This is a genomic window from Flavobacterium caeni (assembly GCF_900101895.1).
GTDB lineage: Bacteria > Bacteroidota > Bacteroidia > Flavobacteriales > Flavobacteriaceae > Flavobacterium > Flavobacterium caeni.
Map to the genome: position 1 here is coordinate 12,882 of NZ_FMVF01000010.1, position 23,389 is coordinate 36,270.

The 23,389-nt window shown below is 49.8% G+C and carries 16 protein-coding genes and 1 tRNA gene; 9 read left to right on the forward strand and 8 right to left on the reverse strand.

From position 1 onward, the window contains the following. Positions 1-29: 29 nt before the first annotated feature. The gene (locus BLP55_RS10805; RefSeq protein WP_091143593.1) at positions 30-1,364 is read right to left on the reverse strand and encodes a c-type cytochrome; all 1,335 of its coding nucleotides are present in this window, start codon (positions 1,362-1,364) and stop codon (positions 30-32) included. 216 nt (positions 1,365-1,580) lie between these two features. Between BLP55_RS10805 and BLP55_RS10810 the strand changes: the two genes are divergently transcribed. Continuing rightward, positions 1,581-1,970 carry an SPOR domain-containing protein gene (locus BLP55_RS10810; protein WP_091143597.1) on the forward strand — a complete coding sequence of 130 codons (390 nt, stop codon included), beginning with the start codon at positions 1,581-1,583 and terminating at the stop codon, positions 1,968-1,970. A 150-nt stretch (positions 1,971-2,120) separates the two neighbouring features. Here the strand turns inward: BLP55_RS10810 and infB are convergent, their stop codons facing one another. The 3 genes from infB to rimP are packed head-to-tail and all read right to left on the reverse strand — an operon-like array spanning position 2,121 to position 6,550. Further along, the gene (gene infB, locus BLP55_RS10815) at positions 2,121-4,778 is read right to left on the reverse strand and encodes a translation initiation factor IF-2 (protein ID WP_091143600.1); all 2,658 of its coding nucleotides are present in this window, start codon (positions 4,776-4,778) and stop codon (positions 2,121-2,123) included. 47 nt (positions 4,779-4,825) lie between these two features. Then, positions 4,826-6,070: a transcription termination factor NusA gene (gene nusA / locus BLP55_RS10820; RefSeq protein WP_091143604.1), complete on the reverse strand. Its 1,245-nt coding sequence runs from the start codon at positions 6,068-6,070 to the stop codon at positions 4,826-4,828. Positions 6,071-6,085: 15 nt separating this feature from the next. Then, positions 6,086-6,550: a ribosome assembly cofactor RimP gene (gene rimP, locus BLP55_RS10825; protein ID WP_091143609.1), complete on the reverse strand. Its 465-nt coding sequence runs from the start codon at positions 6,548-6,550 to the stop codon at positions 6,086-6,088. Between the two features lie 176 nt (positions 6,551-6,726). Between rimP and BLP55_RS10830 the strand changes: the two genes are divergently transcribed. Beyond that, a complete protein-coding gene (locus tag BLP55_RS10830; protein WP_091143613.1) occupies positions 6,727-7,551 on the forward strand; it encodes a universal stress protein in 825 nt (274 codons plus the stop codon). Positions 7,552-7,689: 138 nt separating this feature from the next. Here BLP55_RS10830 and BLP55_RS10835 read toward each other — a convergent pair. Both BLP55_RS10835 and BLP55_RS10840 read right to left on the reverse strand, forming a co-directional pair. Further along, a tRNA-Gln gene (locus BLP55_RS10835) sits at positions 7,690-7,760 on the reverse strand. Between the two features lie 2 nt (positions 7,761-7,762). Beyond that, positions 7,763-8,002, reverse strand: coding sequence for a hypothetical protein (locus BLP55_RS10840; RefSeq protein ID WP_091143616.1), 240 nt, complete (start codon positions 8,000-8,002; stop codon positions 7,763-7,765). Between the two features lie 11 nt (positions 8,003-8,013). Here BLP55_RS10840 and BLP55_RS10845 point away from each other — a divergent pair, with 11 nt between their 5' ends. Then, a complete protein-coding gene (locus BLP55_RS10845) occupies positions 8,014-11,217 on the forward strand; it encodes a DUF2723 domain-containing protein (protein ID WP_091143619.1) in 3,204 nt (1,067 codons plus the stop codon). Positions 11,218-11,271: 54 nt separating this feature from the next. After that, a complete protein-coding gene (locus BLP55_RS10850; RefSeq protein WP_091143622.1) occupies positions 11,272-11,916 on the forward strand; it encodes a polysaccharide deacetylase family protein in 645 nt (214 codons plus the stop codon). Here the strand turns inward: BLP55_RS10850 and BLP55_RS10855 are convergent. After that, a complete protein-coding gene (locus BLP55_RS10855; protein ID WP_091143626.1) occupies positions 11,901-12,197 on the reverse strand; it encodes a thioredoxin family protein in 297 nt (98 codons plus the stop codon). The genes BLP55_RS10850 and BLP55_RS10855 overlap by 16 nt on opposite strands. 74 nt (positions 12,198-12,271) lie before the next feature. Continuing rightward, the gene (locus tag BLP55_RS10860) at positions 12,272-13,504 is read right to left on the reverse strand and encodes a metallophosphoesterase (RefSeq protein WP_091143911.1); all 1,233 of its coding nucleotides are present in this window, start codon (positions 13,502-13,504) and stop codon (positions 12,272-12,274) included. 151 nt (positions 13,505-13,655) lie between these two features. On the opposite strand from BLP55_RS10860, the gene BLP55_RS10865 reads away from it, so the two are divergent. The 5 genes from BLP55_RS10865 (at position 13,656) to BLP55_RS10885 (ending at position 23,289) form a co-directional block, all read left to right on the forward strand. Next, on the forward strand, positions 13,656-15,341 hold the full coding sequence (locus tag BLP55_RS10865) for a tetratricopeptide repeat-containing sensor histidine kinase (protein WP_170826847.1): 1,686 nt from the start codon (positions 13,656-13,658) through the stop codon (positions 15,339-15,341). Continuing rightward, positions 15,338-16,045, forward strand: coding sequence for a LytR/AlgR family response regulator transcription factor (locus BLP55_RS10870; RefSeq protein WP_091143633.1), 708 nt, complete (start codon positions 15,338-15,340; stop codon positions 16,043-16,045). Before BLP55_RS10865 ends, BLP55_RS10870 begins: the two co-directional genes overlap by 4 nt. 103 nt (positions 16,046-16,148) lie before the next feature. Then, the gene (locus tag BLP55_RS10875; protein WP_091143637.1) at positions 16,149-19,655 is read left to right on the forward strand and encodes a tail fiber domain-containing protein; all 3,507 of its coding nucleotides are present in this window, start codon (positions 16,149-16,151) and stop codon (positions 19,653-19,655) included. A 55-nt stretch (positions 19,656-19,710) separates the two neighbouring features. Further along, positions 19,711-22,536, forward strand: a complete 2,826-nt coding sequence (polA, locus tag BLP55_RS10880; RefSeq protein ID WP_091143641.1) for a DNA polymerase I — start codon at positions 19,711-19,713, stop codon at positions 22,534-22,536. Between the two features lie 93 nt (positions 22,537-22,629). Next, positions 22,630-23,289 carry a DUF1579 domain-containing protein gene (locus tag BLP55_RS10885; RefSeq protein ID WP_091143644.1) on the forward strand — a complete coding sequence of 220 codons (660 nt, stop codon included), beginning with the start codon at positions 22,630-22,632 and terminating at the stop codon, positions 23,287-23,289. Positions 23,290-23,389: the final 100 nt, after the last annotated feature.

A 23,389-nucleotide genomic window follows, 5' to 3' on the forward strand; every position in this document is an offset into this window, starting at 1 on the left:
GGTTAACCAAATCCACGGTTAAACGATTTCTAGTAGTGGCACTTACCACATTCGAGTCCGCCCATTTGCGCAGCCGTCAACTTGTCGACGCCGTACTTTTTAGACAGTTCCTCGTGGATTTTGGTGTAGTATTCGTTGCCCTCCATCTTGACATCTGTCTTTCTGTGGCAATCGACACACCAGCCCATCGTAAGCGGAGAGAATTGCTTCATGAGTTCGAACTCCTCTACCGGACCGTGGCAAGTTTGACATTCGATGCCCGCCACCGTCACGTGCTGCGAGTGGTTGAAGTAAGCAAAGTCAGGAAGATTGTGGATACGCACCCATTTGACCGGCTGTGTTTTCCCGGTGTATTTTTGGGCGGCTTTGTCCCATCCTACAGCGTCGTATAACTTCTGGATTTCGCCGTCGTAGAATGCTTTTGAATGTTCTGCAGTAGCGGTAGTATCCGAAACCTCCGAGATGTTCTTGTGACAGTTCATACACACGTTGAGCGACGGGATACCCGCGGTTTTGCTTACGCGTGCCGCCGAGTGGCAGTATTTACAATCGATGCCGTTGCTTCCGGCGTGGATGCGGTGCGAATAGTGGATAGGTTGTACCGGTTCGTAATTTTGATCGACACCTACCTGCATGGCCCATCCGTAGAAGAAGTAACCTGCAGCAAGCAACAAGAAAATTGAAGTAACCAACACCAGGAACTGGTTTTTGGCGAAAGCAACCCAGATTGGTGTAGTGGCTGGTTTTTCGGCGATTTCAAGGCCGTTTTTCTTGGCCACTTTTGTCAAGACATTGTTCACCATGAACAACATCACCACCAAGATCAACATCACGACACAAAGAGCGCCAAGAATTACGTTGTTCGAAATTCCGCCACCTGCGTTGGCAGCCGTTTCAGTTCTAGGAGGCGCGGCAGTGGTGCTTTTGGCAGGAGCCGGCTGTGAAGTATAAGCCAAGATGTTGTCGATATCACCTTCCGACAATTGCGGGAAAGCGGTCATGACCGACTTGTTGTTGTCGTTGAAAAGCTTGACGGCCACAGGGTCGCCGGCTTTGATCATTTCTGAACTGTTGTGGATCCATTTTACCAACCAAGCCTTGTCGTGCTTGTCGGCCACGTTGCGCAAGGCAGGACCTGTCGATTTGCCGTCGAGCTTGTGACAAGCAGCACAATTGGTGTTAAAAAGCTCTTTCCCTTTTACAGGATCTCCACCACCGGCAGGTGCAGCGGCCGCATCGGCAGCAGGAGCAGCGGTTGCCGCAGGTGCAGCATCTTGAGCCATTGAAGTGAAGGAGAACGTGAGCAGGGCCAGACTTAAAAACAATACCCTGGAAATCGAATTATGGTTACCCACTTTTTTCATATTACAAATGATTATCGACTGTATTTGGCGTCGATTTTTCGCGCAGGAAGCCCGAAAAATACACGCATGCTTAAAAAACTTGCACAAAAATACGACTTATGAACTATTCTTAAAACCTTAAAATGTTCTTAAATATCAATTTATATTAATTCTAAATAAGATTTTTTAGGCCCAATAATCGATTAAATAGTACATTTGTATTAAAATCACCATATTATGAGATTCTTACCTTTTGAGCGCCCCGTCCCGACCTTATTTTTCTCGCTTTTTCTTTCGTTCGGATTGCAAGCACAAGACAAAGGCGTGACCGTCACCCAAGACCCGAAATTCGAGCAAATGCTCAACGAAAAAAGGAAGATCAACTCATCGATTACCGTCAACGACCGGTACAAAATACAGATCTACAACGGCGAAAGCGAAAACGCCAAAAAAACGCTGACCGAATTCAGGAAAGACCACGAACAGTTCGACGCCACGATTGTCTTCAGCACCCCGACCTACAAGGTTTGGATCGGCAACTTCAAGTCGCGCATCGAAGCCGAACGCAACCTGGCGGAGGTTAAAAAAACCTATGCGAACGCGTTTTTGATCAAACCAAACAAATAGATAAAAAAAACAAATTCCAAATCTCAAATTCCAAATTCCAAGGGCGCTTAAGAACGATTGGATTTTGGGATTTTGGAATTTGGAATTTGGAATTTGGAATTTGGAATTTGGAATTTTAAAATTAAAAAAGGGGCCTCAGCCCCTTTTTCCTTATTTCAACTTTTTCTTCACGGCCACTTCCTGGAACGCTTCGATCGTATCGTTGAGCTCGATGTCGTTGTATCCCTTGATCTGGATACCGCAATCGTAGCCTTTGGACACTTCTTTAACGTCGTCCTTGAAACGCTTGAGCGCCGTCAGTTCGCCTTCGTGCACCACCACGCCTTCGCGGATGATACGCACCTTAGACGAACGGTAGATACGGCCATCGGTGACCATACAGCCCGCGATAGTACCCACTTTCGAGATCTTGAACAACTCGCGGATTTCGGCCGTACCGGTAACTTCTTCTTTCATTTCTGGCGACAACATGCCTTCCATCGCGTCCTTCAAATCGTCGATCGCATCGTAGATGATCGAGTAGTTGCGGATGTCGATTTCCTCCTTCTCGGCCAATTGCTTGGCGCTGCCCGCAGGACGTACGTTAAATCCGATGATGATGGCATCCGATGCCGAAGCGAGCATGACGTCCGATTCGGTGATCGCACCCACGCCTTTGTGGATGATGTTGATCTGGATTTCTTCGGTCGACAATTTCGAGAACGAGTCGGTCAGCGCTTCTACCGAGCCGTCCACGTCGCCCTTGATGATGATGTTGAGTTCCTTGAACTGACCCAGCGCGATACGGCGACCGATTTCGGCCAACGTAATGTGACGTTGTGTCCTGACCGATTGTTCGCGTTGCAACTGCGTACGCTTGACGGCAATTTGCTTGGCTTCGCGCTCGTCGTCAAACACGTTGAATTTGTCGCCTGCCGTTGGTGCGCCGTCCAATCCGAGCACCGATACCGGCGTCGACGGACCCGCTTCCTTGACGGTATGGCCGCGTTCGTCATGCATCGCACGGATCTTGCCGTGGTTCTTGCCCGCAAGCATGTAATCGCCTACGCGCAACGTCCCGTTTTGTACGAGGATGGTTGCTACATAACCCTTGCCTTTGTCGAGTTGCGCTTCTACAACCGTACCCGAGGCCAATCGGTCTGCGTTGGCTTTCAAATCGAGGATTTCGGCCTCGAGCAATACTTTCTCGAGCAATTCCTTGACGCCCGTTCCGGCCTTGGCCGAAATGTCGTGCGATTGGATTTTTCCGCCCCAGTCCTCGACCAGCAAGTTCATGGCCGCCAATTGCTCCTTGATCTTGTCGGGGTTGGCGTTTGGCTTGTCTATTTTGTTGATGGCAAACACAATCGGCACGCCCGCAGCTTGTGCGTGGCTGATGGCCTCACGGGTTTGCGGCATGATGGCATCGTCGGCAGCGACCACGATGATCGCGATGTCGGTGATTTGCGCACCACGTGCACGCATGGCCGTAAATGCTTCGTGACCTGGTGTATCGAGGAACGCGATTTTTTGTCCGTTCTCGAGCGTCACACCATAAGCCCCGATGTGCTGCGTGATGCCGCCCGATTCGCCCGCGATTACATTTTCCTTACGGATGTAATCGAGCAACGAGGTCTTACCGTGGTCTACGTGACCCATGACGGTGACAATCGGCGCGCGTGTCGCCAAATCTTCTTCGCGGTCTTCCTCGACCTGGATGTTTTCTTCCAAATCGGTGGTGATGAACTCTACATCGAACCCGAATTCGTCGGCCACGATGGTCAATGTCTCGGCGTCGAGGCGCTGGTTCATCGTCACCATGATACCGAGCGACATACAGGTTCCGATGACCTTGGTGATCGGCACGTCCATCATGGTCGCGATTTCACCCACGGTTACAAATTCGGTTACCTTGAGCGTTTTGCTTCCTTCTTCGAGCTCGCGTTGTTCGTCTTCCGATTTTTGACGGTGCGAATCGCGTTTGTCTCTTCTGTATTTGGCCGCTTTTGACTTACCGCCCTTGCCCTGCAATTTCTCTAGGGTTTCGCGGATTTGGTTTTTGACTTCTTCTTCGGTAGGCTCTACCTTGGCTGCGATGGCCGGACGGTTGCCCTTGCCGAACCCTGGCTTTCCTTTACCGCCGGCGCCAAGTTGTCCTGGTCTGGCACCAGGACCGCCCATACCGGGTCTTACGTCGCCTGGCTTAGACGGGATGCGCTTGCGCTTGCTCTTGGCCGCGTCGCCTCCTGCAGGGTTGTTTCCTCCTGGTCTAGGCTCTTCTTTTTTCTTTTTGGGCTTGTCGAACTGCGACAAATCGATGGTTTGACCTGTCAGCGTCGCACCAGACAATTTGTGGTACTGCGTTGCGATCGCCTCTTCGGCCGGTGCTTCGGGTGCCTTTGGCGCAGCAGGCTGCTCGACCGGCTTTTCGGTCACCTCCGGTGCTTTTGGCGTCTCGGCTTTTTGCGGATTGAGGTCGATGGTACCCACTTGCTTAGGGCCCGTAACGGTCGCACGCGCCTTGATCACTTCTTGGCGTTGGCGCTCCTCGTCGTGCTTGCGCTTGTCTTCGATTTCGCGTTCGCGTTCGATACGCAGGGCTTCTTTCTCCTTGCGCTTCTCTTCGCCCACTTCCATCGAGGCCACTTTCGCGCCCTTATCGGTCGAAAATTGGCCTTGCAGGATTTCGTATTCGCGTTCGGAAATCTTCGCGTTCGGGTTGGCATCTATGGCGATACCCTTATCCTTGAGATAATCGACGGCGCGTTCCAACGAAATATTGAATTCCCTTAAAACCTTGTTGATTCTTATTACTCTTTCTTCAGACATATAATCTTTTATTGTTACCTATTGTTGTGTTGTGCGTAGTTAGCGTATTAGCTGTTGAACTCTTCCTTGAGGATACGCATCACGTCGAGGATGGTTTCCTCTTCGAGATCGGTTCTTCTGACGAGATCTTCTACATCTTGCTTGAGGATGCTGCGCGCGGTGTCGAGGCCGATTTTGGCGAATTCTTCGATTACCCACTCTTCGATTTCGTCTGAGAATTCAGTCAATTCTACGTCGTCTTCTTCTTCGGCGATGTTGCCCTCGCGGATGACATCGAGTTCATAACCGGTCAAAAGTCCGGCGAGTTTGATGTTGTGTCCACCGCGTCCGATGGCCTTTGAAACTTCTTCCAATTTCAAGAATACTTCGGCGCGCTTGTTCTCTTCGTCGATCTTGATCGATGAAACTTTTGCCGGGCTCAACGCACGTGTGATGTACAAGTTTGTGTTGGTCGTGTAGTTGATCACGTCGATGTTTTCGTTACCCAATTCACGTACGATGCCGTGGATGCGCGAACCTTTCATCCCGACGCAGGCGCCCACCGGATCGATACGGTCGTCGTAAGAATCGACGGCTACTTTCGCTTTTTCGCCCGGAATACGCACGACGTTTTTCACCATGATCAATCCGTCGAAAACCTCAGGGATTTCCTGCTCGAACAACTTCTCAAGGAACTTTTCCGAGGTACGCGACATGATGATTTGCGGCTTGTTGCCTTTCAGCTCTACGTTCTCGATGATGCCGCGCACGTTGTCGCCTTTGCGGAAGAAATCAGACGGGATCTGCTTTTCTTTCGGCAAGACGATTTCGTTGCCTTCGTCGTCAACCAAAATCACGACGCGCGGACGCACGTGGTGTACTTCGGCGGTGTAAATATCGCCAATTAAATCTTTAAATTGCTTGTAAAGATTGGTATTGTCGTGTTCGTGGATCTTTGAAATGAGGTTTTGACGCAAGGCCAAGATGGCACGTCTTCCCAAATCGATCAATTTCACTTCTTCTGAAACTTCTTCGCCGATCTCGAAATCGGGCTCTATTTTACGCGCTTCGGTCAGGGTGATTTCTTCGTTTTCGAGGTCGAGGTCTTCGTCGGCCACAATCACGCGACGTCTCCAGATCTCCATATCGCCTTTGTCCGGGTTGATGATGATGTCGAAATTCTCATCCGACCCGAATTTCTTTTTCAGTGCATTTCTAAACACATCTTCCAATATCGCCATTAGCGTTACACGATCAATTAACTTGTCGTCCTTGAATTCTGAAAATGATTCAATTAATGCTAAATTTTCCATGCCAACTCTTTATTTTTAAAATGTTACTGTAACGATTGCTTCTTTTATTTCTGAATACGGAAGTTCCAGCTTTTTCTGGACGGTTTCCTTTCCTTTTCCTATTTTCTTGGGCTCGCGCGCCTGCCATTCGAGTGTGATAAAATCTTCGTTGGCCGCCGTAAGCTGGGCTTCGATTTTGTCGTCGTTGGTCTTGACGATCAGCGTTCGGCCGATGTTTTTCTTGTACTGACGCACCAATTTAAGCGGCGTCGACAAACCCGCCGAGGCCACTTCGAGCGAGAAATCCTGCTCCTCGCGGTCGAGGTTGTGTTCGATGGCGCGGCTGACGTCTATGCAATCCTGCAAAGTCACGCCGTTGTCGCCGTCTAAAGTTACGACAATTTTAAATGCGTCGTTGATGTGCAGATCGATCAAAAAAAGTTCCGGTTTTTCCCGGAGCCCTTCTTCGAGCAAACCCAACACTTTTTCCTTGAATGTCATAGATTTATAAAAAGAGGGGACAAATGTCCCCTCATTATTTAGTTCATAACAAATAACGGTGCAAATATAATCATTTTTTTATAAATCAAAACCCTAGCCTCGTCTAAAAAAAATTCATACCTTTATTGGACAAAATTGTTACACTTTTCAAAATAAATTTCTTACACTTCTAAATTATGAAACGAATTTTAGTACCCACCGATTTTTCCAAACACGCAGAGTACGCCTTACGGGTAGCCGCCCAGATTGCCCGAGAAAACAACGCCGAGATCATTTTGCTGCACATGCTTGAATTGCCGCACCAAGGCACCGATGCGATGGGTTCGGGAAGCGACATCCCAGAAATTATGTTTTTCAAGAACAGGGCCATCGACAAGCTCGAAGATTTGATGGATGTCGACTTCCTCAAAGGCATCAGCGTTTCTGAAATCATCCAGTTCGAAAAAGCGTTCGAGGGCATCTTGGGCGTAAGTAAAAAGAACGATGTCGATTTTATCGTGATGGGCTCACACGGCGCCAGCGGATTCCAGGAAATGTTCATCGGATCGAACACCGAAAAGGTGGTGCGTTTTTCAGATGTCCCGGTGTTGGTCATCAAAAATGAAACGCCTTCGTTCAGCGCTAAAAATCTGGTGTTTGCGTCTGATTTCTCCGATGAGATCAAAAAACCGTTCAAACAGTTGCTCGATTTTGCACGCGGTTTCAACGCCAACCTCAAACTGGTCATGATCAACACACCTAATACGTTCAAGCCTACGGCAGTAGCCGAGCGCATGATGGCCGATTTTATGGCCGAATTCGATTATCCGAACTATTCGACGCACATTTACAACGACGTCAATGTAGAAAAAGGGATCCTCAATTTCGCCAACAAAGTAGACGCCGATTTGATTGGGATGTGTACGCACGGCCGAACCGGCTTTGCGCATTTCTTTAACGGAAGCATCAGTGAAGACTTGGTCAACCATGCGATTCGCCCGGTAATAACCTTTAAAATTTAAAGGTAAATTCCAAATCTCAAGTTCCAAATTCCAAAACTTCTTTAGAACGATTGGAATTTGGATTTTGGAATTTGGGATTTGGGATTTCAAACCCGAGATTTGAAAATAAAAAAGCCTCCTTTTCAGGAGGCTTTTTCGTTGGCCCACTAGGACTCGAACCTAGAAAGACGGCACCAAAAACCGTAGTGTTACCATTACACCATAGGCCAATTCAGCTGCTTAAAGCGAGGGCAAATTTATAACAAATTTTAGTTTCCGCAAATATTTCGACTTTTTTTATCAAAAAAATTAACTGTAACGGCAGGCGCTTTTGTAAAGTCTTTGGGCTGTGGCGATAAGGTTTGCGGAATGCCGAACGGCGCTTCGCTTTTTTTTCGCCCTGCACAACTGTTGTGTAAAAAATGCACAACTGTTCTGCAAAAAAATTAGTTTCTTTGTACTTTAAAATCAATCCGCTCCTGTATGGCGAACTTCAACTTCAACAAATGGAACACCGTTTTAGGCTGGCTTTCATTTACCATTGCACTCGTTACTTTTACACTTACTGTTGAACCCACGATGAGTTTTTGGGATTGCGGGGAATACATTGCCACCGCGGCCAAGTTAGAAGTAGGTCACCCGCCGGGAGCGCCATTGTACCAAATGATGGGCGCTTTTTTTGCGATGTTCGCTACCGATGCGTCCAACATCGCGCTCATGGTGAACATGATGTCGGTGTTTTCGAGTGCCTTTACGATTTTGTTCATGTTTTGGTCGACGACGATGCTGTTGCGCAAACTCGTCTCGCAATTCGCCGAACTCAACGACAGCAACCTGATCGCCATTTTGGGCAGCGCCTTCGTGGCATCGCTTGCGTTTACGTTTTCGGACAGTTTTTGGTTCAACGCCGTCGAGGCCGAAGTATACGCCATGGCCACGCTGTTCATTGCACTGATGTTCTGGCTCGGACTGCGTTGGGAACAAGACATGGGTACGCCGCGCGGTAACCGTTGGCTGATTATTATTTCTTTGCTTACCGGTTTGTCGTTCGGGGTGCACTTTATGGCGCTTTTGACCATTCCGGCCATTTTGTTGCTGTACTATTTTAAGAATTACCAAACCGTCACGGTCAAGAATTTCATCATCGCCAACGTTGTGGTGGTGGCCATTTTGTTGTTCATCTTCAAATCGTTGTTGCCCTGGACAATGGCTTTGTTCGGAAAAACCGAAATCTTTATGGTCAACAGCATCGGACTGCCGTTCGATTCGGGTACCATTTTCATGTTCCTGTTGATTGTCGGATTGTTCTATTTTGGGCTCAAATACACCAAAGAAAAAGGCAAAGTGTTTTACAATACGATCATCCTTTGCGTATTGTTTGTATTGATCGGGTTCTCGACCTGGATGATGTTGCCGATACGCGCCAATGCCGATGTGGTCATCAACGAGAACAAACCATCGGATGCCGCCGAGGTGCTCGCCTACTACAACCGTGAACAATACGGCGTGAACCCGTTGTTCTACGGCCCGCAATTTTCGGACATGTTTGCCGGATTGGACGAAAAACAACCCTACCTCGACAAAAAACCCAACTACGAACGCGATTACCAGACGGGCAAATACATCATCACCAACAACTGGAAAAACGCCGAACAAAACAGCGACGACAACCACAAGACCTGGCTCCCGCGCATGTGGAGCACCGAACACGCCGAAAACTACATGAACTTTACCAAGGCGCTCGACTTTAGGATCAAGCCCGAGTACATGGAGGAACAGGAATTGGTGCAAATCGTGGCCGAGTTCCGCAAGGCGTATGCCGCGCAGGACATCGACAACGAAGGCTATGTACAATTCCTGAAAGAATACGGCGACTACCTGATCATCGAAAAACCGACCGCGGCAGACAACCTCGCGTTTATGTTCGAATACCAATTCGGCTACATGTACTGGCGCTATTTGATGTGGAATTTCACGGGCCGCCAGAACGACATCCAGGGCAAGTACGACAACCTCGACGGCAACTGGCTCAGCGGCATCGGGTTCATCGACGAAATGCATTTGGGATCGCAGGAAAACCTGCCCGACGACGTGTTGAACAACGCCGGACGCAATGTGTATTTCTTTTTGCCGTTCATCCTCGGGCTTATCGGTTTGATTTACCACGCCAACAAAGATTTGAAGAGTTTTTACGTCCTGCTCGTGCTGTTCCTGTTTACCGGATTGGCGCTCAAGATATACCTCAACGAACGGCCGTTTGAGCCACGCGAACGCGACTATGCGCTCGTAGGATCGTTTTATGTGTTTGCCATCTGGATCGGATTTGGCGTGTATGCCATTTACGAATACCTACAAAAATACCTGCAGCCCAAACTGGCCGGGCCGGTTGTCATTGCCGCCTCGTTATTGGCCGCTCCGGTACTCATGGCGTCTCAAAACTGGGACGACCACGACCGTTCGAACCGTTACACCGCCATCGCCATGGCCAAGGCTTACCTGACCTCGTGCGAACCGAATGCAATTTTGTTTACCATAGGCGACAACGATACGTTCCCGTTGTGGTATGCGCAGGAAATCGAACAGGTGCGTCCCGATGTGAAAATCGTCAACACCAGCCTGTTCATGACCGACTGGTACATCGACCAGATGAAACGCAAATCGTATACATCCGATGGCTTGCCGATTTCGTTCAAACACGACCAATACGTTGGCGACAAACTCGATTTTGCGTTCCACAACCCGCAAACCGAGAACCGTTGGACGCTCAAGGATTTTATCGGATTCATCGCTAGCGACGACCCGCGTACGATGGTGCAGATGCAAAACGGGCAAAACGTACATTTCTATCCTACCAACAAGGTGCGCATCCCGATCGACAAGGAAAACATCATTCGCAACAAAGTGGTCGCGCCCAAATATTATGACTCGATTGTGCCTTACATCGACATCGACATCAAAGGGCAAGCGTTGTACAAAAACCGTTTGATGATGCTCGACGTGTTGCTCAACAACGACTGGAAACGTCCTGTTTATTTCACGGGCGGCAGTTTTGGCGACGACGATTATTTGTGGATGAAGGACTTCCTGCAACTCGACGGCATGGTCTACAAGCTCGTCCCGGTGCGCACGGCCATCCCTAAAGACGGCAGCCCACTCGACATGGGGCAGATCGACACCGATAAAATGTACGACATTGTGACCAAGTGGGATTGGGGCAACAGCGAAAGCCCTGACATTTACCACGATCCAGAGACGCGCAAGAACAGCATTTCCTACCGCACCAACCTCGCGCGGTTGATGGAACAGCAAATCAACGAAGGCAAGAAAGAACAGGCCAAACGCATCATCGATCTGGCCATGACCAAGATGCCTGTCGAATATTTCGGTTACTATTCGTTGCTCGATCCGTTCGCGGGCGGGTATTACGAAGTGGGCGAAACGGCCAAAGCGCGCCAGCTACTCGACCGACTGGTGGTCAAATACCAGCAAAACCTGAACTATTACAAAGGATTGACGCCTACCGAACAAAACAACATCATCATCGACATCATCACCGACATCGAACGCTACCGCGGATTGCTCGAAGTGATGAAAGACCGTGGCGATACAGCACATTACGCCAAACACCGCGAAGTATTCAACCAATACAACGCCAAGTTTGAACGGTTCGGACGCGACAACGAATAACAATATTTCCTCTCAAAGGCGTTCGGGTTTTCGGACGCCTTTTTTCTTACCGCTATGAAGCTCTGGATCAAAACACACCCGCTCGTCAAATGGCTTTTCCCGAAGTACGTTTGGGACTTCAAGACCAACGAAAAAGTAGTCTGGCTTACGTTCGACGACGGGCCCATTCCGGAAGTCACCGAATGGGTTTTGGACCAGCTCGCGCGCTACGATGCCAAGGCGGCATTTTTTTGCATAGGCGACAACATCCGCAAGCATCCGGCGGTGTTGCAGAAAGTTTTGGCCGCCGGGCATTCGATAGGCAACCATACGTTCAACCACCTTAAAGGATGGGAAACCGAAACCGCGGCTTATATAGAAAACGTGCGTTTGTGCGCCGAAGAAATCACCAAACACACCGCGAACGTCTCGATCATGCGCCCGCCGTACGGCAAAATCAAACGCAAACAAGCGCAAATCCTGCGCAAAGCGGGTTACAAAATCATCATGTGGGATATTGTGAGCGCCGACTTCGACCTCGAAGTCACGCCCGAGCAGTGTTTGCAAAACGTCGTGAAAAATGTGCAGCCTGGCAGCATCATCGTATTCCACGACAGTGTCAAGGCTTCGAAAAACCTGCGGTATGCGCTACCTAAAACATTGGAATTTTTAGCCGAGAACGGCTATCGGTGTGAAGTACCCGATCAAATTTGCTCCTGAACGAGCCCGATGATGGTGTTGGCGTCCAGCTCTCCGGACTGTCTCCAAATCATCTGCCCCTCCTTGTAAATCATCAAGGTAGGAAGCCCTTTGATGCGCAAGGCATCGGCCAGCTCCTGATTTTTATCGACATCAATCTTGATGACTTTTGCCTTGTCTCCCAACGCTGCAGCCACATCGCGGATCACCGGATGCATCGATACCGACGACTCGTTCCATTCGGTGTAGAAATCGATCAGGACCGGAACCTGCGCGTTGATTAACTCTCCAAATTTTGACATAAAACCAAAATATTTAATTCCTAAATCGGTGTGATTCGGGCTTTTGCGGATACAAATGTAGCATTTTTAACGAATTATGCTAATTTTTCCCCTTTTTTTAGTTGAATCACCGTTATTTCGGGCATAATTCCTACCCTTCCCGGATAGGCATGGAACCCGAACCCGCGGTTGACGTACACATAACGGCCGAATTCTTCGTACAAACCGGCCCATTGGTTGTACACGAACTGCGCGGGGCTCCACTTGAACCAACCCGGGATTTCGATACCGAACTGCAGCCCGTGCGTGTGGCCCGACAGCGTCAAATGAAAATTCTTGTCGTGCTTTTTGACCTCGGCATCCCAATGGCTCGGATCGTGGCTCATCAGGATCTTGAATTCGTCGTTCGAAAGTGCGCCCGCGGCCTTTTGCAGATCGCCCGCCTGCTTGAAATTGCGTCCCCAGTTTTCGACTCCCACCAAGGCGATGCGCTGGCCGTCTTTTTCAAAAAAGCGGTGTTCGTTGAGCATCAGGTTGAAGCCGATTTGACGGTGTAAATCTTTGATGGCCTCGAAATTCTCGTTTTTTTCGCGTTGCGATGGCCAGTCGATGTACTCGCCGTAATCATGGTTGCCCAGTACCGAATGTTTGCCGAAGCGGTGCGGCTGGATGCGGTTGAACGTATCTATCCAAGGATGCATCTCTGTGGCGTGCGTATTGACGATATCGCCGGTAAAAAGGACAACATCCGAATTTTGTTCATTGATCAAATCGATGGCGTAATTGATCTTTTCGGGATTGTCGAAACTACCGCTGTGCACATCGGAAATGTGCGTGATCTGGAATCCGTCGAACGCCTCGGGCAAATCGGGAAAGAAAACGGTTTGCTTGAACACCTTGAAATTGTAACGCCCCACCGCCATGCCATAAATCAACGACAGGAACGGAACAGCCGCAAGCCCGAGCCCTACTTGACTCACAAACTGACGGCGCGCGGGAAAAACGCCCGTATCCATATCCGACCCATAAAAATAATTGATGCCGCCGCGCAACAACCGGTAAATTTCTTCGCCGAGCATGACGAGCATCAGCAAAATCTTAGGCAAGTACACCAGCAACAGCAGCCCAAACGTAAAAAGTGTTTGCTTGGTTTGCCCTACCGACCGATCGAATTGCGTGAACGAATACAGGATGAACACCAGCACCAGCAAGCTGGCTACCACATAAGCCACCAACACTCCTTTGGGACGAAACAGCGTCCGGATGGCCTGGAACGCATAAAATTCGATGAAAAGTAAAACCAGGATAAAGATGATCCAGCGTGCCATTGGCGAAGTTTTGCACAAATTAACGAAGAAATGGCGCGCGGCGTTGGCGTATTGGATAAAATTTAACGAATCCGATGGTGAGCCGGCCTTTTGCTTTTTTAGATTTCAAAAAAGTCAAACGGGTTTCTTATATTTACCTAAATGCTCGATCATGCGCAACGGCATCACCATTTTTTTCCTTTTTGTCGTTAGTGCTGCTTTCAGTCAGTCCGAACAGTGGCTCGACAAGGCTTGGGACTACACTTCGCAAAAGAACGACAGCGCGCTGATTTACATTCGCCGCGCCAACGAGACGGCCCGCAAAACATCGAACCGCGTGCTCGAAGCAAAAGCGATGGAAGCCGAGGGATTGTACTATGAGCTCGCAAAATCAGACTATTCGAAAGCGACCGGCTTTTACATGAAGGCCATCGCGCTTGCCGAAAAATACGACCTCGACTACCTGCCCAATCTTTACCATACGATGGGCGTGTTGTTCCACACCACCGACAACTACGAAAAAGCCGACGAATACTATAAGCTCACGTTGCCGTTGGCCGAGCAAAAAAAAGATACCGATCTATTGGTCAAGTGCATGATCAACCTGGCGTCGAGCGCATCGAGTCAAAAAAAGTTCGCCGAAGCCGAGTCGGTCTTCAAAAAAGCGTTGCAATACAACAATGATTTCGAAGTAAACCGCGTCATTTATGCCAACATGGCCAATCTATACATGCGGCAGGGCGCGTACCGCAAGGCCATGCCCTATCTGCTCAAGGGCATCGCTACCAACACCGAAAACGGGAAATCGGGTAGTCCGCTGGAGTATGCCTATTTACTCGACGGGATGATTGCGTTGCAAGACAAAAAAGGTTTGGATACCATGCTTATCCAGTCCCGCGCGCAGTTGCTCCAGAACCCCTCGCGGCGACATAAGAGCATTTTGTTGAAAAGCATGGGCCAGGGCGCGGCGTTGGTGGGCGATTTTAAGACGGCCGTCGATTTGAAAGACCAATACATTGCGCTCTACGATTCGATCAAGGCCGAGCAACGCGACCATTTGGTGTATGAACTCGAAACCAAATACCAAACCGAGAAACAGCAAGCCGAAATCGACCAGACCGAAAAAGAAAAACGACAACTGTCGTGGCTTGCCGGGCTTGCCGCCTTGGTCATCCTGGTACTTGGCTGGTTGGTCTATTCGAACCTCAAAAAGAAAAAGAGCCTGGCGCTCAAAACCGCGCAACTTGAGAAGTTGGTCGACGAAAAAAACCTGTTGCTCCGCGAGACGCACCACCGTGTCAAAAACAGCTTCCAAATCGTATCGAGCCTGCTGTACCTGCAAAGCGAAAACATCAAGGACAAAGAGGCGGCGCTGGCCGTCAAAGAAGCCCAAAACCGTGTGAAATCGATGGTTTTGATCCACCAGAAACTCTACAGCAAAGACCAGCTGGTGGGCGTAAACGCCAAAGAATACCTCGAAGATTTGGTACGCGACATCATAGACAACCATTCGGCCCACCATATTTCGGTAAACGCGACCATCGAGCCGTTGGTCCTGGGGATCGACACCATTACGCCCATCGGCCTGATCGCCAACGAGCTGATCACCAACATCCTCAAACATGCTTTCGACGCCCAAACGACCCAACCTACAATCTGGGTTTCGTTCGCAAAAACAGACGACACAATCCTGTTCTCGGTAGCCGACAACGGCAAAGGTATGGGCACCCCGCGCGAAGATTCGTTTGGGATCAAATTGATACGATCGCTGTCTAAAAAACTCAAGGCCGATGTCGATTTTAAAACCGGCGACGGCGTAACCGTAGATTTAAAAATCCGCAAATTCGAACTGCTATGAACCGCATTTACATTGTCGAAGACGAACCGTTGATTGCCGATACCATTCGGATGGCGCTGGAAAAAGAAGGCTATGAGATTTGCGGCGAGGCCGACAATGCCGCCGATGCGCTCTTTGGGATTGCCGATACCCAACCCGATCTGGTGCTGCTCGACATTACACTCGACGGCGAGGCGACCGGTATCCAACTGGCGCGGCAAATCCAGAAACTGCCGGGAATTCCGTTTATCTTTTTGACGTCTTTGGCCGATGACGACACGATAGCGCAAGTGATGGCCACTCATGCCGCGGGTTATCTGGTCAAACCATTCAACGAAAAAACGCTTAAAGCCAATATTGAACTGGCCTTGCATCGGTTTAAGGAAAAACAACCCAAAGCCGAAATTGTGGTTTCGACCGACGCTTTTTTTGTCAAGGAAAAATCGGGACTGACAAGGATTGACACGCATTCCATCCAATTTTTTGAAGCGTTCGACAACTATGCTTACCTGGTAACTTCGGATAAAAAAATCCTGTTGCCGCATACGCTAAAGTCGGTCGAAGAAAAACTGCCGTCGGGTTTTTTGCGCGTCCATCGAAGCTACATCGTCAACCTGTCCTTGATCGAATCGCTGCAAGAAAACATACTGGTGATTGGCAGGCATCATATTCCGGTAGGCAAATCGTTTCGCGAAACGCTGATGAAACACCTCCCGACACTCTGACTAAAAAAAGCGGCGCATTCACCCGTCAAAAAAGGCCGTTCACTCGGTTTTATCACGTAAAAAACACTGTTATTCATAGCTTTAGCTACCGAAAGCTAAGGTCATGAAAGCGATTTATACCGTATCTACCCTGTTTGTCTGCCTGGTGTCTATGGCCCAGGTTGGCGTCAACACCGCTACGCCCGATCCATCGTCGGTGCTTGATGTGGTGGCAACCGACAAAGGAATGTTGGTGCCGCGCGTGAACCTTCCCGACATTAACGTCACGATGCTCGACGGCATAAATACGGCCGCTGCCGGATTGTTGATTTACAACACCAATGTGGCTACTGTGGGCGGAAACGGCGTCGGGTTTTACTATTTTAACGGTACCGTCTGGGCGCCTTTGACCACCACGGCAACCGATGACCAAACCATCGACCATCTCTCGCTTGTGGGAACTACGCTGAGACTTTCTCTCGAAAACGACGGACAGCCGGCGCAAACCCTCAACCTCGCTTCGATCGATACCGACGACCAGACGATTGATGCCATTTCGCTTGTGGGAACAACGTTGGGAATATCGCTCCAGAACGATGGCCAACCGCCGCAAACTGTAAACTTATCAGGACTGCAAGATCATGATTGGTACGAAGTGGGTGGAACGACTCCGGCCAATGCCATTTCGGACGACATCTATAGCTGGGGCGACGTGTCAATCGGAAAATCAACGGCTGCCACTGCGCAGCTGGACGTTGCGGCATTGGGCAAAAACATTACGATGGATTTGACCAACATCTATACTTTATCTGCCGCAAAAATTGGGCTACGGAATCAGCTGACGATTGACGGATCGTTTGGCGGTACTGGCGTCTATAATTTTTTGACCGGAAACTCCGCGTCGAAATTCGGCTACAGAAATAACTTTTACTCGATCGCATCGGGCCCCAAGTCTGAAATAGGTTTGGAAAGTCTTTCGGGTTCGACTGGAGAGACTTACTTTACCGGGACAAAAAACACTGTTGCGCCTCCAACGTCCAATACTGGCCCCTTTATAGGCCTACACAACGATGTCCTCAATTACCAGCAAGGCAACACCTATGGCATTTACAACAACTTCAATGCCTTAGGAAACACCAGCAGCATTTATGGCTTGTACAATAATTTGGCAGGAACCGGCAACGCGTCGGTTACCGGTGTATATACTTCAATCAATACGAACGGAACGGGAACAAAATACGGTGAGTACATCTATATCCCAAATTCTATCGGCGGAACGCACTACGGATTGCACGCCGAAGTTACCAAGTTCGGAAGTTTTGCAGGATACTTCCTAGGACGGGTTTCATTTGGTACGACCACGAGCAACAATTACATTTTTCCGGCGTCGCGTGGAACAAGCGGACAGATCATGCAAACCGATGCGACCGGGAACTTAAGTTGGGTTACTCCGGCTATAACTTCAGACGATCAAAATCTGACGACAGCCACTTTGACCGGGACGACCTTAAATCTTGGCATCGAAAGCGGAACCGGAACATCGATCGACCTTTCACCGCTTCAGGACGGAACGGGAACCGACAGTCAAACCGTCGACACATTTGCACTCGTGGGGAATACCTTGGGGATTTCGCTTCAAAACGACGGGCAACCCGTACATACCGTCAACCTATCCGGTCTATCGGACCATGACTGGCACGAAGTGGGCGGTACGAATCCGGCCGATAACATTACCGATGACATTTATACCATGGGTGCCGTTTCGATTGGACAACCAAATTCGGCGTCGGCCAAGGTCGATATTCTGTCAAACAATAAAGCCATCACGCTGAATCTTTTTAACCATGACCCGATGACATCCGGCATAAAAATGGGCATTCAGAATCAAATCACCGCAGCCGGGAACTCAACTACTACTGGAATTCAAAATTCTATAATGGGCGACGGCAACTATAAGTTTGGAATTCGAAACCATTTCTCTTCACCTACTCCGGTAGCTTTTAATGACGAGACAGGTATTCAAAACCTGTCGAATTCGACTGGCAGTAACCGTTTTACCGGAACAAGCAACATATCGGCTCCAATCGCCAATAACACCGGAGTTTTTATCGGCGTCGAAAACTTTGCTACGAATGCAACAGCAGGACCGGTTATGGGTGTTTTCAATAACATCTCGCCGGTGACAAACAATAGCGAACTGATCGGTGTCAATAATAATATGTCTGGGGTAGGAAACGCGCAGGTTAAAGGCCTAAATACAACTATTACGACAAGCGGAACCGGGACAAAATATGGCGACTACATCCGGATTCCCGGTTCTGTTGGCGGCACACATTACGGATTGTATTCGGACGTGACCAAGGCAGGGTCGTTCGCAGGATACTTTTTGGGCGATGTTTCGATTGGAACGACAACAACCAACAATTACATCTTGCCTGCATCACGCGGAACCAACGGACAAATCATGCGAACAAACGGCGCCGGAGTGGTCTCGTGGGTCAATCTGCCGGCTTTTTCAGACAATCAAAATCTACTGACGCCAACCCTTACCGGAACGACGTTGAATTTAGGCATAGAAAACGGAACTGGAACCACAATCGACCTTTCACCACTCCAGGACGGTACGGGAACCGACGACCAAAATCTTACGCCCGCTACGCTATCGGGAACAAACCTAACACTGGGAATCGAAAACGGATCGGGTGTCAGCGTGAACCTCGGCCCTCTTTTAAACAGTGTTGCCGCGAACAATGGCTTGAATGTCGATGCCGGAACTGTGCAATTGGGCGGACCGTTGATCGAGGACACAACAATTCCGTTCGCGGCGAATACGATGCGCTACAACCTCAACGGCACCGGCGATTTCATCGTTCAGGACACAGGAACAGACATGTTCAGGATCAACGACGACGGCACTGCATTTCTGGAAAGACGTTTTAGTATTGGCGAGGCCGATAATGCCAACGCGGCGGTTAACGTCAGCAAGAACTCGTCCAACACCAATTTCCATGTCGAACTCGAGCAGATCAACGCCAACGAAGGCGCGCGGCTCAGGTTTACGAACCAGGCCGAAACCAATTCTTCTTGGGTGATGCTCGGTCGCGCCGACGACACCATTGCCGATTCTTTTTTCACCCTTAACGCCTTGGGCCACAACAACAATATCATTTACGCAAGGGCGACGGGTCAGGTTGGCATCAACCGTATTCCCACAACAAACGAACTCGAGGTAGGCGGCAATGCGTCAAAAGCAACTGCAGGAGCGTGGCTTGCGAATTCGGATGCGCGTCTGAAAAAAGACATTATAACCATCGCACCCGAGAAAGCACTCGAAAAACTGCTTTCACTGCGCGGCGTCACCTATAAATGGAATGATGACAAAACAGGAATTCAGCGCCCGGAGTCGATTCGGTATGGCTTTGTCGCACAGGAAATCCAGCAGGTGTTTCCCGAAAAAGTCAAAGCCGACGCACAAGGATATCTGCAAACGGCCTATGGCGATTACGATGCGCTCATGGTGCAATCGATGAAGGCCATAGTCGAACGGCTCGAAAAGCTCGAAGCCGAAAATGCCCAACTTAGGGCCATCGTCCAATCGAAAAACCAAGAAACCGCATCGACCGAACGATAAAATTTTACGGCACGGCCAAAGTTTGTACATTTGTGTTTCACGTAAAAACTTTGTCATGTCTGCACAAAAACGTCTTTTCCTGCTCGATGCCTACGCGCTTATTTTTCGCGGATACTACGCGCTGATCAAAAACCCGCGGATCAACTCGAAAGGAATGGACACCTCGGCCATCTTGGGTTTCATGAACTCGTTGCTCGACGTCATCCGGCGTGAAAAACCCGATCATTTGGCCGTCGCGTTCGACAAAGGCGGCTCTACGGTGCGCTCGGAAATGTTCCAGGACTACAAGGCCAACCGCGACGCGACGCCCGAAGCCATTTCGATTGCCGTACCGTGGATACAGGAATTGTTGCGCGCCATGCACATCCCGATTGTCGAAGTCGCGGGTTGCGAAGCCGACGACCTTATCGGCACGCTCGCCAAACAGGCCGAAAAACAAGGCTACCAGGTTTTTATGGTAACGCCCGACAAGGATTATGCGCAATTGGTTTCAGAAAATGTGTTCATGTACCGACCGTCACGACTCGGCAACGACATCGAGATTTGGGGCGTGCCCGAAGTGCTCGCGCGTTTCGAGATCGAGCGCCCCGAGCAAGTCATCGACTACCTGGGCATGATGGGCGATGCGGTAGACAACATTCCGGGATTGCCCGGCGTGGGCGAAAAAACCGCCAAGAAATTGTTGGCCGAATTCGGGTCGATGGAAAACCTGCTCGAAAACACGCACCAGCTCAAGGGCGCACTCAAGGAAAAAATCGAAGCGAACAAAGAGCAGGGCATCATGTCCAAAAAACTCGCCACCATCATCACCGATTGCGATGTGACCTTTGACGAAGACGACTACGAACTTTCTAAACCAGACGTCGCCAAAACCGACGCGATTTTCAACGAGCTCGAGTTCCGGCAAATGAAAACGCAGTTCGACAAACTCTTTGGTGGCGGGGCCGAATACGACGAAATCACTACGGGCGACAACGCAACGCCAAAACCCAAAAAAACCAACGAAGACCAGTTCTCTTTGTTCGGATTCGAGGACGAAACCGAACGCCGTCCAGACAGTTTTTACGCCACGCTCGACAATACGCCGCATTTGTACCAAAGCATCGAAGGCGATTTGCCGACCAAGTTGCTTTTGAACAACCTTTTGCAGCAAACCTCGGTGGCGTTCGATACCGAAACCACGGGCATCGACGCGCTCAACGCCGAACTCGTCGGGCTGTCTTTCTCTTGGGAAAAAGGACAGGGCTTTTACGTCCCGATTCCAGACGATTATGAGCAAGCCAAGGCCATCGTGCAAAAGTTCGCGCCTTTTTACGAAAGCGAAACCATCGAAAAAGTGGGGCAAAACGTCAAATACGATTTGAAAGTGCTCAAGAATTACGGCATCACCATCAAAGGGCCGGTGTTTGACACCATGCTCGCGCACTACCTCATCAACCCCGACATGCGCCACAACATGGATGTTTTGAGCGAGACCTATCTGAAGTATTCGCCCAAATCGATCGAGACGCTCATCGGCAAAAAAGGCAAAGGCCAGCTTTCGATGCGCGACGTACCGCTCGACGACATCAAGGAATATGCGGCCGAAGACGCCGATGTGACGTTCCAGCTCAAGCAACATTTCAAGCCGATACTCGAAAAAGCAGGCACCAAGAAACTGTTTGACGAGATCGAAGTGCCGCTGCTGTCGGTGCTTGCCGATATGGAAGCCGAGGGCATTCGACTCGACATTGGATTTTTAAACCAGCTTTCGGGGCAATTCGACAAAGAGGTGCAAACCATTGAGGCCAAGATCTATGAGCAGTGCGGCGAAAAATTCAACCTTGGGTCGCCCAAACAACTCGGCGATATTTTGTTCGAAAAGCTCAAGATCGGCGGGGCCAAACAAAAAAAGACCAAGACGGGCCAGTATGCAACGGGCGAAGAAGTGCTCGGCTATTTGGCCAAGGACAACCCGGTGGTGGCCGACATACTCGACTGGCGCCAGCTTGTCAAACTACAAAGTACTTATGTCAATGCGCTGCCGGGCCAGGTCGATGCCAAGACCAACCGCGTGCATACCGATTACATGCAAACCGTAGCCGCCACGGGCCGATTGAGCTCGAACAATCCGAACCTGCAAAACATTCCGATCAGAACCGAACGCGGTCGATTGATCCGCAAGGCGTTTGTGGCGCGCGACGAAAACTACACGCTGCTCTCTGCCGACTACTCGCAAATCGAACTGCGCATCATCGCGGCGCTGTCGGGCGAACAAAACATGATCAAATCGTTTCAGGAGAAAGAGGACATCCATAGATCGACCGCGGCCAAGGTGTTCAACGTACCGCTCGAAGAAGTCACACGCGACCAACGCTCGAACGCAAAAACCGTCAACTTTGGGATCATTTACGGCGTATCGGCCTTTGGGCTCAGCAACCAAACCGATTTGTCGCGGTCCGAAGCCGCCGAACTCATCACCGCCTACTACAACACCTATCCCGAACTCAAATCGTTCATGGGCAAACAGGTCGATTTTGCACGCGACAACGGTTATGTGCAAACCATTTCGGGAAGGCGTCGTTATTTGAAAGACATCAATTCGGCCAATGCCGTCGTGCGTGGCGCGGCCGAGCGAAACGCGGTCAATGCGCCCATCCAGGGCAGTGCAGCCGACATCATCAAGATCGCGATGATCAACATCCACAAAAGACTGACCCAGGAAAATTGGAAAAGCAAGATGTTGTTGCAGGTACATGACGAATTGGTGTTCGACGTACACCACTCGGAACTCGAAAAGATCAAACCGATGATCAAGCACGAAATGGAAAATGCGTTTCCGATGGCCGTGCCGCTCGAAGTCGAGATGGGAACGGGCGCCAACTGGCTCGAAGCGCATTGATTTTTGAACAATCGGCAAAAAAGCACAGGCTTGTTCGCATAACTTTCATTTTTATTTGTAATTTTAGTCGAAACAACTAAAAACGAATCACTTATGAAAAAAACAATGCTAACGCTTGCCGCCGTCATACTGGTGGCAACCGCTTGTAAGAAAACCGAAGAAACGCCTCCGGCCGATGCAGCCGTAGCCGTCGACACCATAGCCGTAGCCGATGAAACCGCCGAAGCGGCCCAACCGATGGACTCCGCGGCCATGATGAAAGCATGGGAAGCCTACGCCACGCCGGGCGATCCGCACAAAATGCTGGCCGCAGAAAGCGGCAACTGGAGCGCAGAATCAACCATGTACATGAGCGCCAACGATCCGAATCCGATGAAAATGGCCATGACGTCGACCACCAAAATGGTCATGGGCGGCCGTTACCAGGAATCGCGCTATTCGGGCAACATGATGGGACAACCGTTCGAAGGTTTGGCGACGGTGGGCTACAACAACGCCTCGAAAAAATTCGAATCGAACTGGATCGACAACATGGGTACGGGCGTGATGCAAATGTCGGGCGAATATGACGCGGCCACCAAGACCATCAACCTGGCCGGCGAATGTATGGACCCTATGACCGGCAAAACCAAAAAGATGCGCGAAACATGGAAAATCGTAGACGACAACACGCGCAAGATGACCCTGTATGACACCGACCCAAGCGGCAAGGAATTCAAGTCGATGGAAATCGTGCAAACACGAAAAAAGTAGGACTTTTTTAAATTCCAATTCTAAAATTCCAAATTCCAATCGTTCCTAGGACGTTTTGGGATTTGGAATTTGGTGCTTGGAATTTGGTGCTTGGAATTTG

What these genes read in the sequence shown, in the direction of transcription:
- infB (WP_091143600.1), bottom strand. Translation starts at nt 4,778, where the DNA reads ATGTCTGAAGAAAGAGTAATAAGAATCAACAAGGTTTTAAGGGAATTC.
- BLP55_RS10805 (WP_091143593.1), bottom strand. Translation starts at nt 1,364, where the DNA reads ATGAAAAAAGTGGGTAACCATAATTCGATTTCCAGGGTATTGTTTTTA.
- BLP55_RS10810 (WP_091143597.1), top strand. Translation starts at nt 1,581, where the DNA reads ATGAGATTCTTACCTTTTGAGCGCCCCGTCCCGACCTTATTTTTCTCG.
- BLP55_RS10845 (WP_091143619.1), top strand. Translation starts at nt 8,014, where the DNA reads ATGGCGAACTTCAACTTCAACAAATGGAACACCGTTTTAGGCTGGCTT.
- BLP55_RS10870 (WP_091143633.1), top strand. Translation starts at nt 15,338, where the DNA reads ATGAACCGCATTTACATTGTCGAAGACGAACCGTTGATTGCCGATACC.
- BLP55_RS10830 (WP_091143613.1), top strand. Translation starts at nt 6,727, where the DNA reads ATGAAACGAATTTTAGTACCCACCGATTTTTCCAAACACGCAGAGTAC.
- BLP55_RS10865 (WP_170826847.1), top strand. Translation starts at nt 13,656, where the DNA reads ATGCGCAACGGCATCACCATTTTTTTCCTTTTTGTCGTTAGTGCTGCT.
- polA (WP_091143641.1), top strand. Translation starts at nt 19,711, where the DNA reads ATGTCTGCACAAAAACGTCTTTTCCTGCTCGATGCCTACGCGCTTATT.
- BLP55_RS10850 (WP_091143622.1), top strand. Translation starts at nt 11,272, where the DNA reads ATGAAGCTCTGGATCAAAACACACCCGCTCGTCAAATGGCTTTTCCCG.
- BLP55_RS10875 (WP_091143637.1), top strand. Translation starts at nt 16,149, where the DNA reads ATGAAAGCGATTTATACCGTATCTACCCTGTTTGTCTGCCTGGTGTCT.
- nusA (WP_091143604.1), bottom strand. Translation starts at nt 6,070, where the DNA reads ATGGAAAATTTAGCATTAATTGAATCATTTTCAGAATTCAAGGACGAC.
- rimP (WP_091143609.1), bottom strand. Translation starts at nt 6,550, where the DNA reads ATGACATTCAAGGAAAAAGTGTTGGGTTTGCTCGAAGAAGGGCTCCGG.
- BLP55_RS10860 (WP_091143911.1), bottom strand. Translation starts at nt 13,504, where the DNA reads ATGGCACGCTGGATCATCTTTATCCTGGTTTTACTTTTCATCGAATTT.
- BLP55_RS10885 (WP_091143644.1), top strand. Translation starts at nt 22,630, where the DNA reads ATGAAAAAAACAATGCTAACGCTTGCCGCCGTCATACTGGTGGCAACC.
- BLP55_RS10855 (WP_091143626.1), bottom strand. Translation starts at nt 12,197, where the DNA reads ATGTCAAAATTTGGAGAGTTAATCAACGCGCAGGTTCCGGTCCTGATC.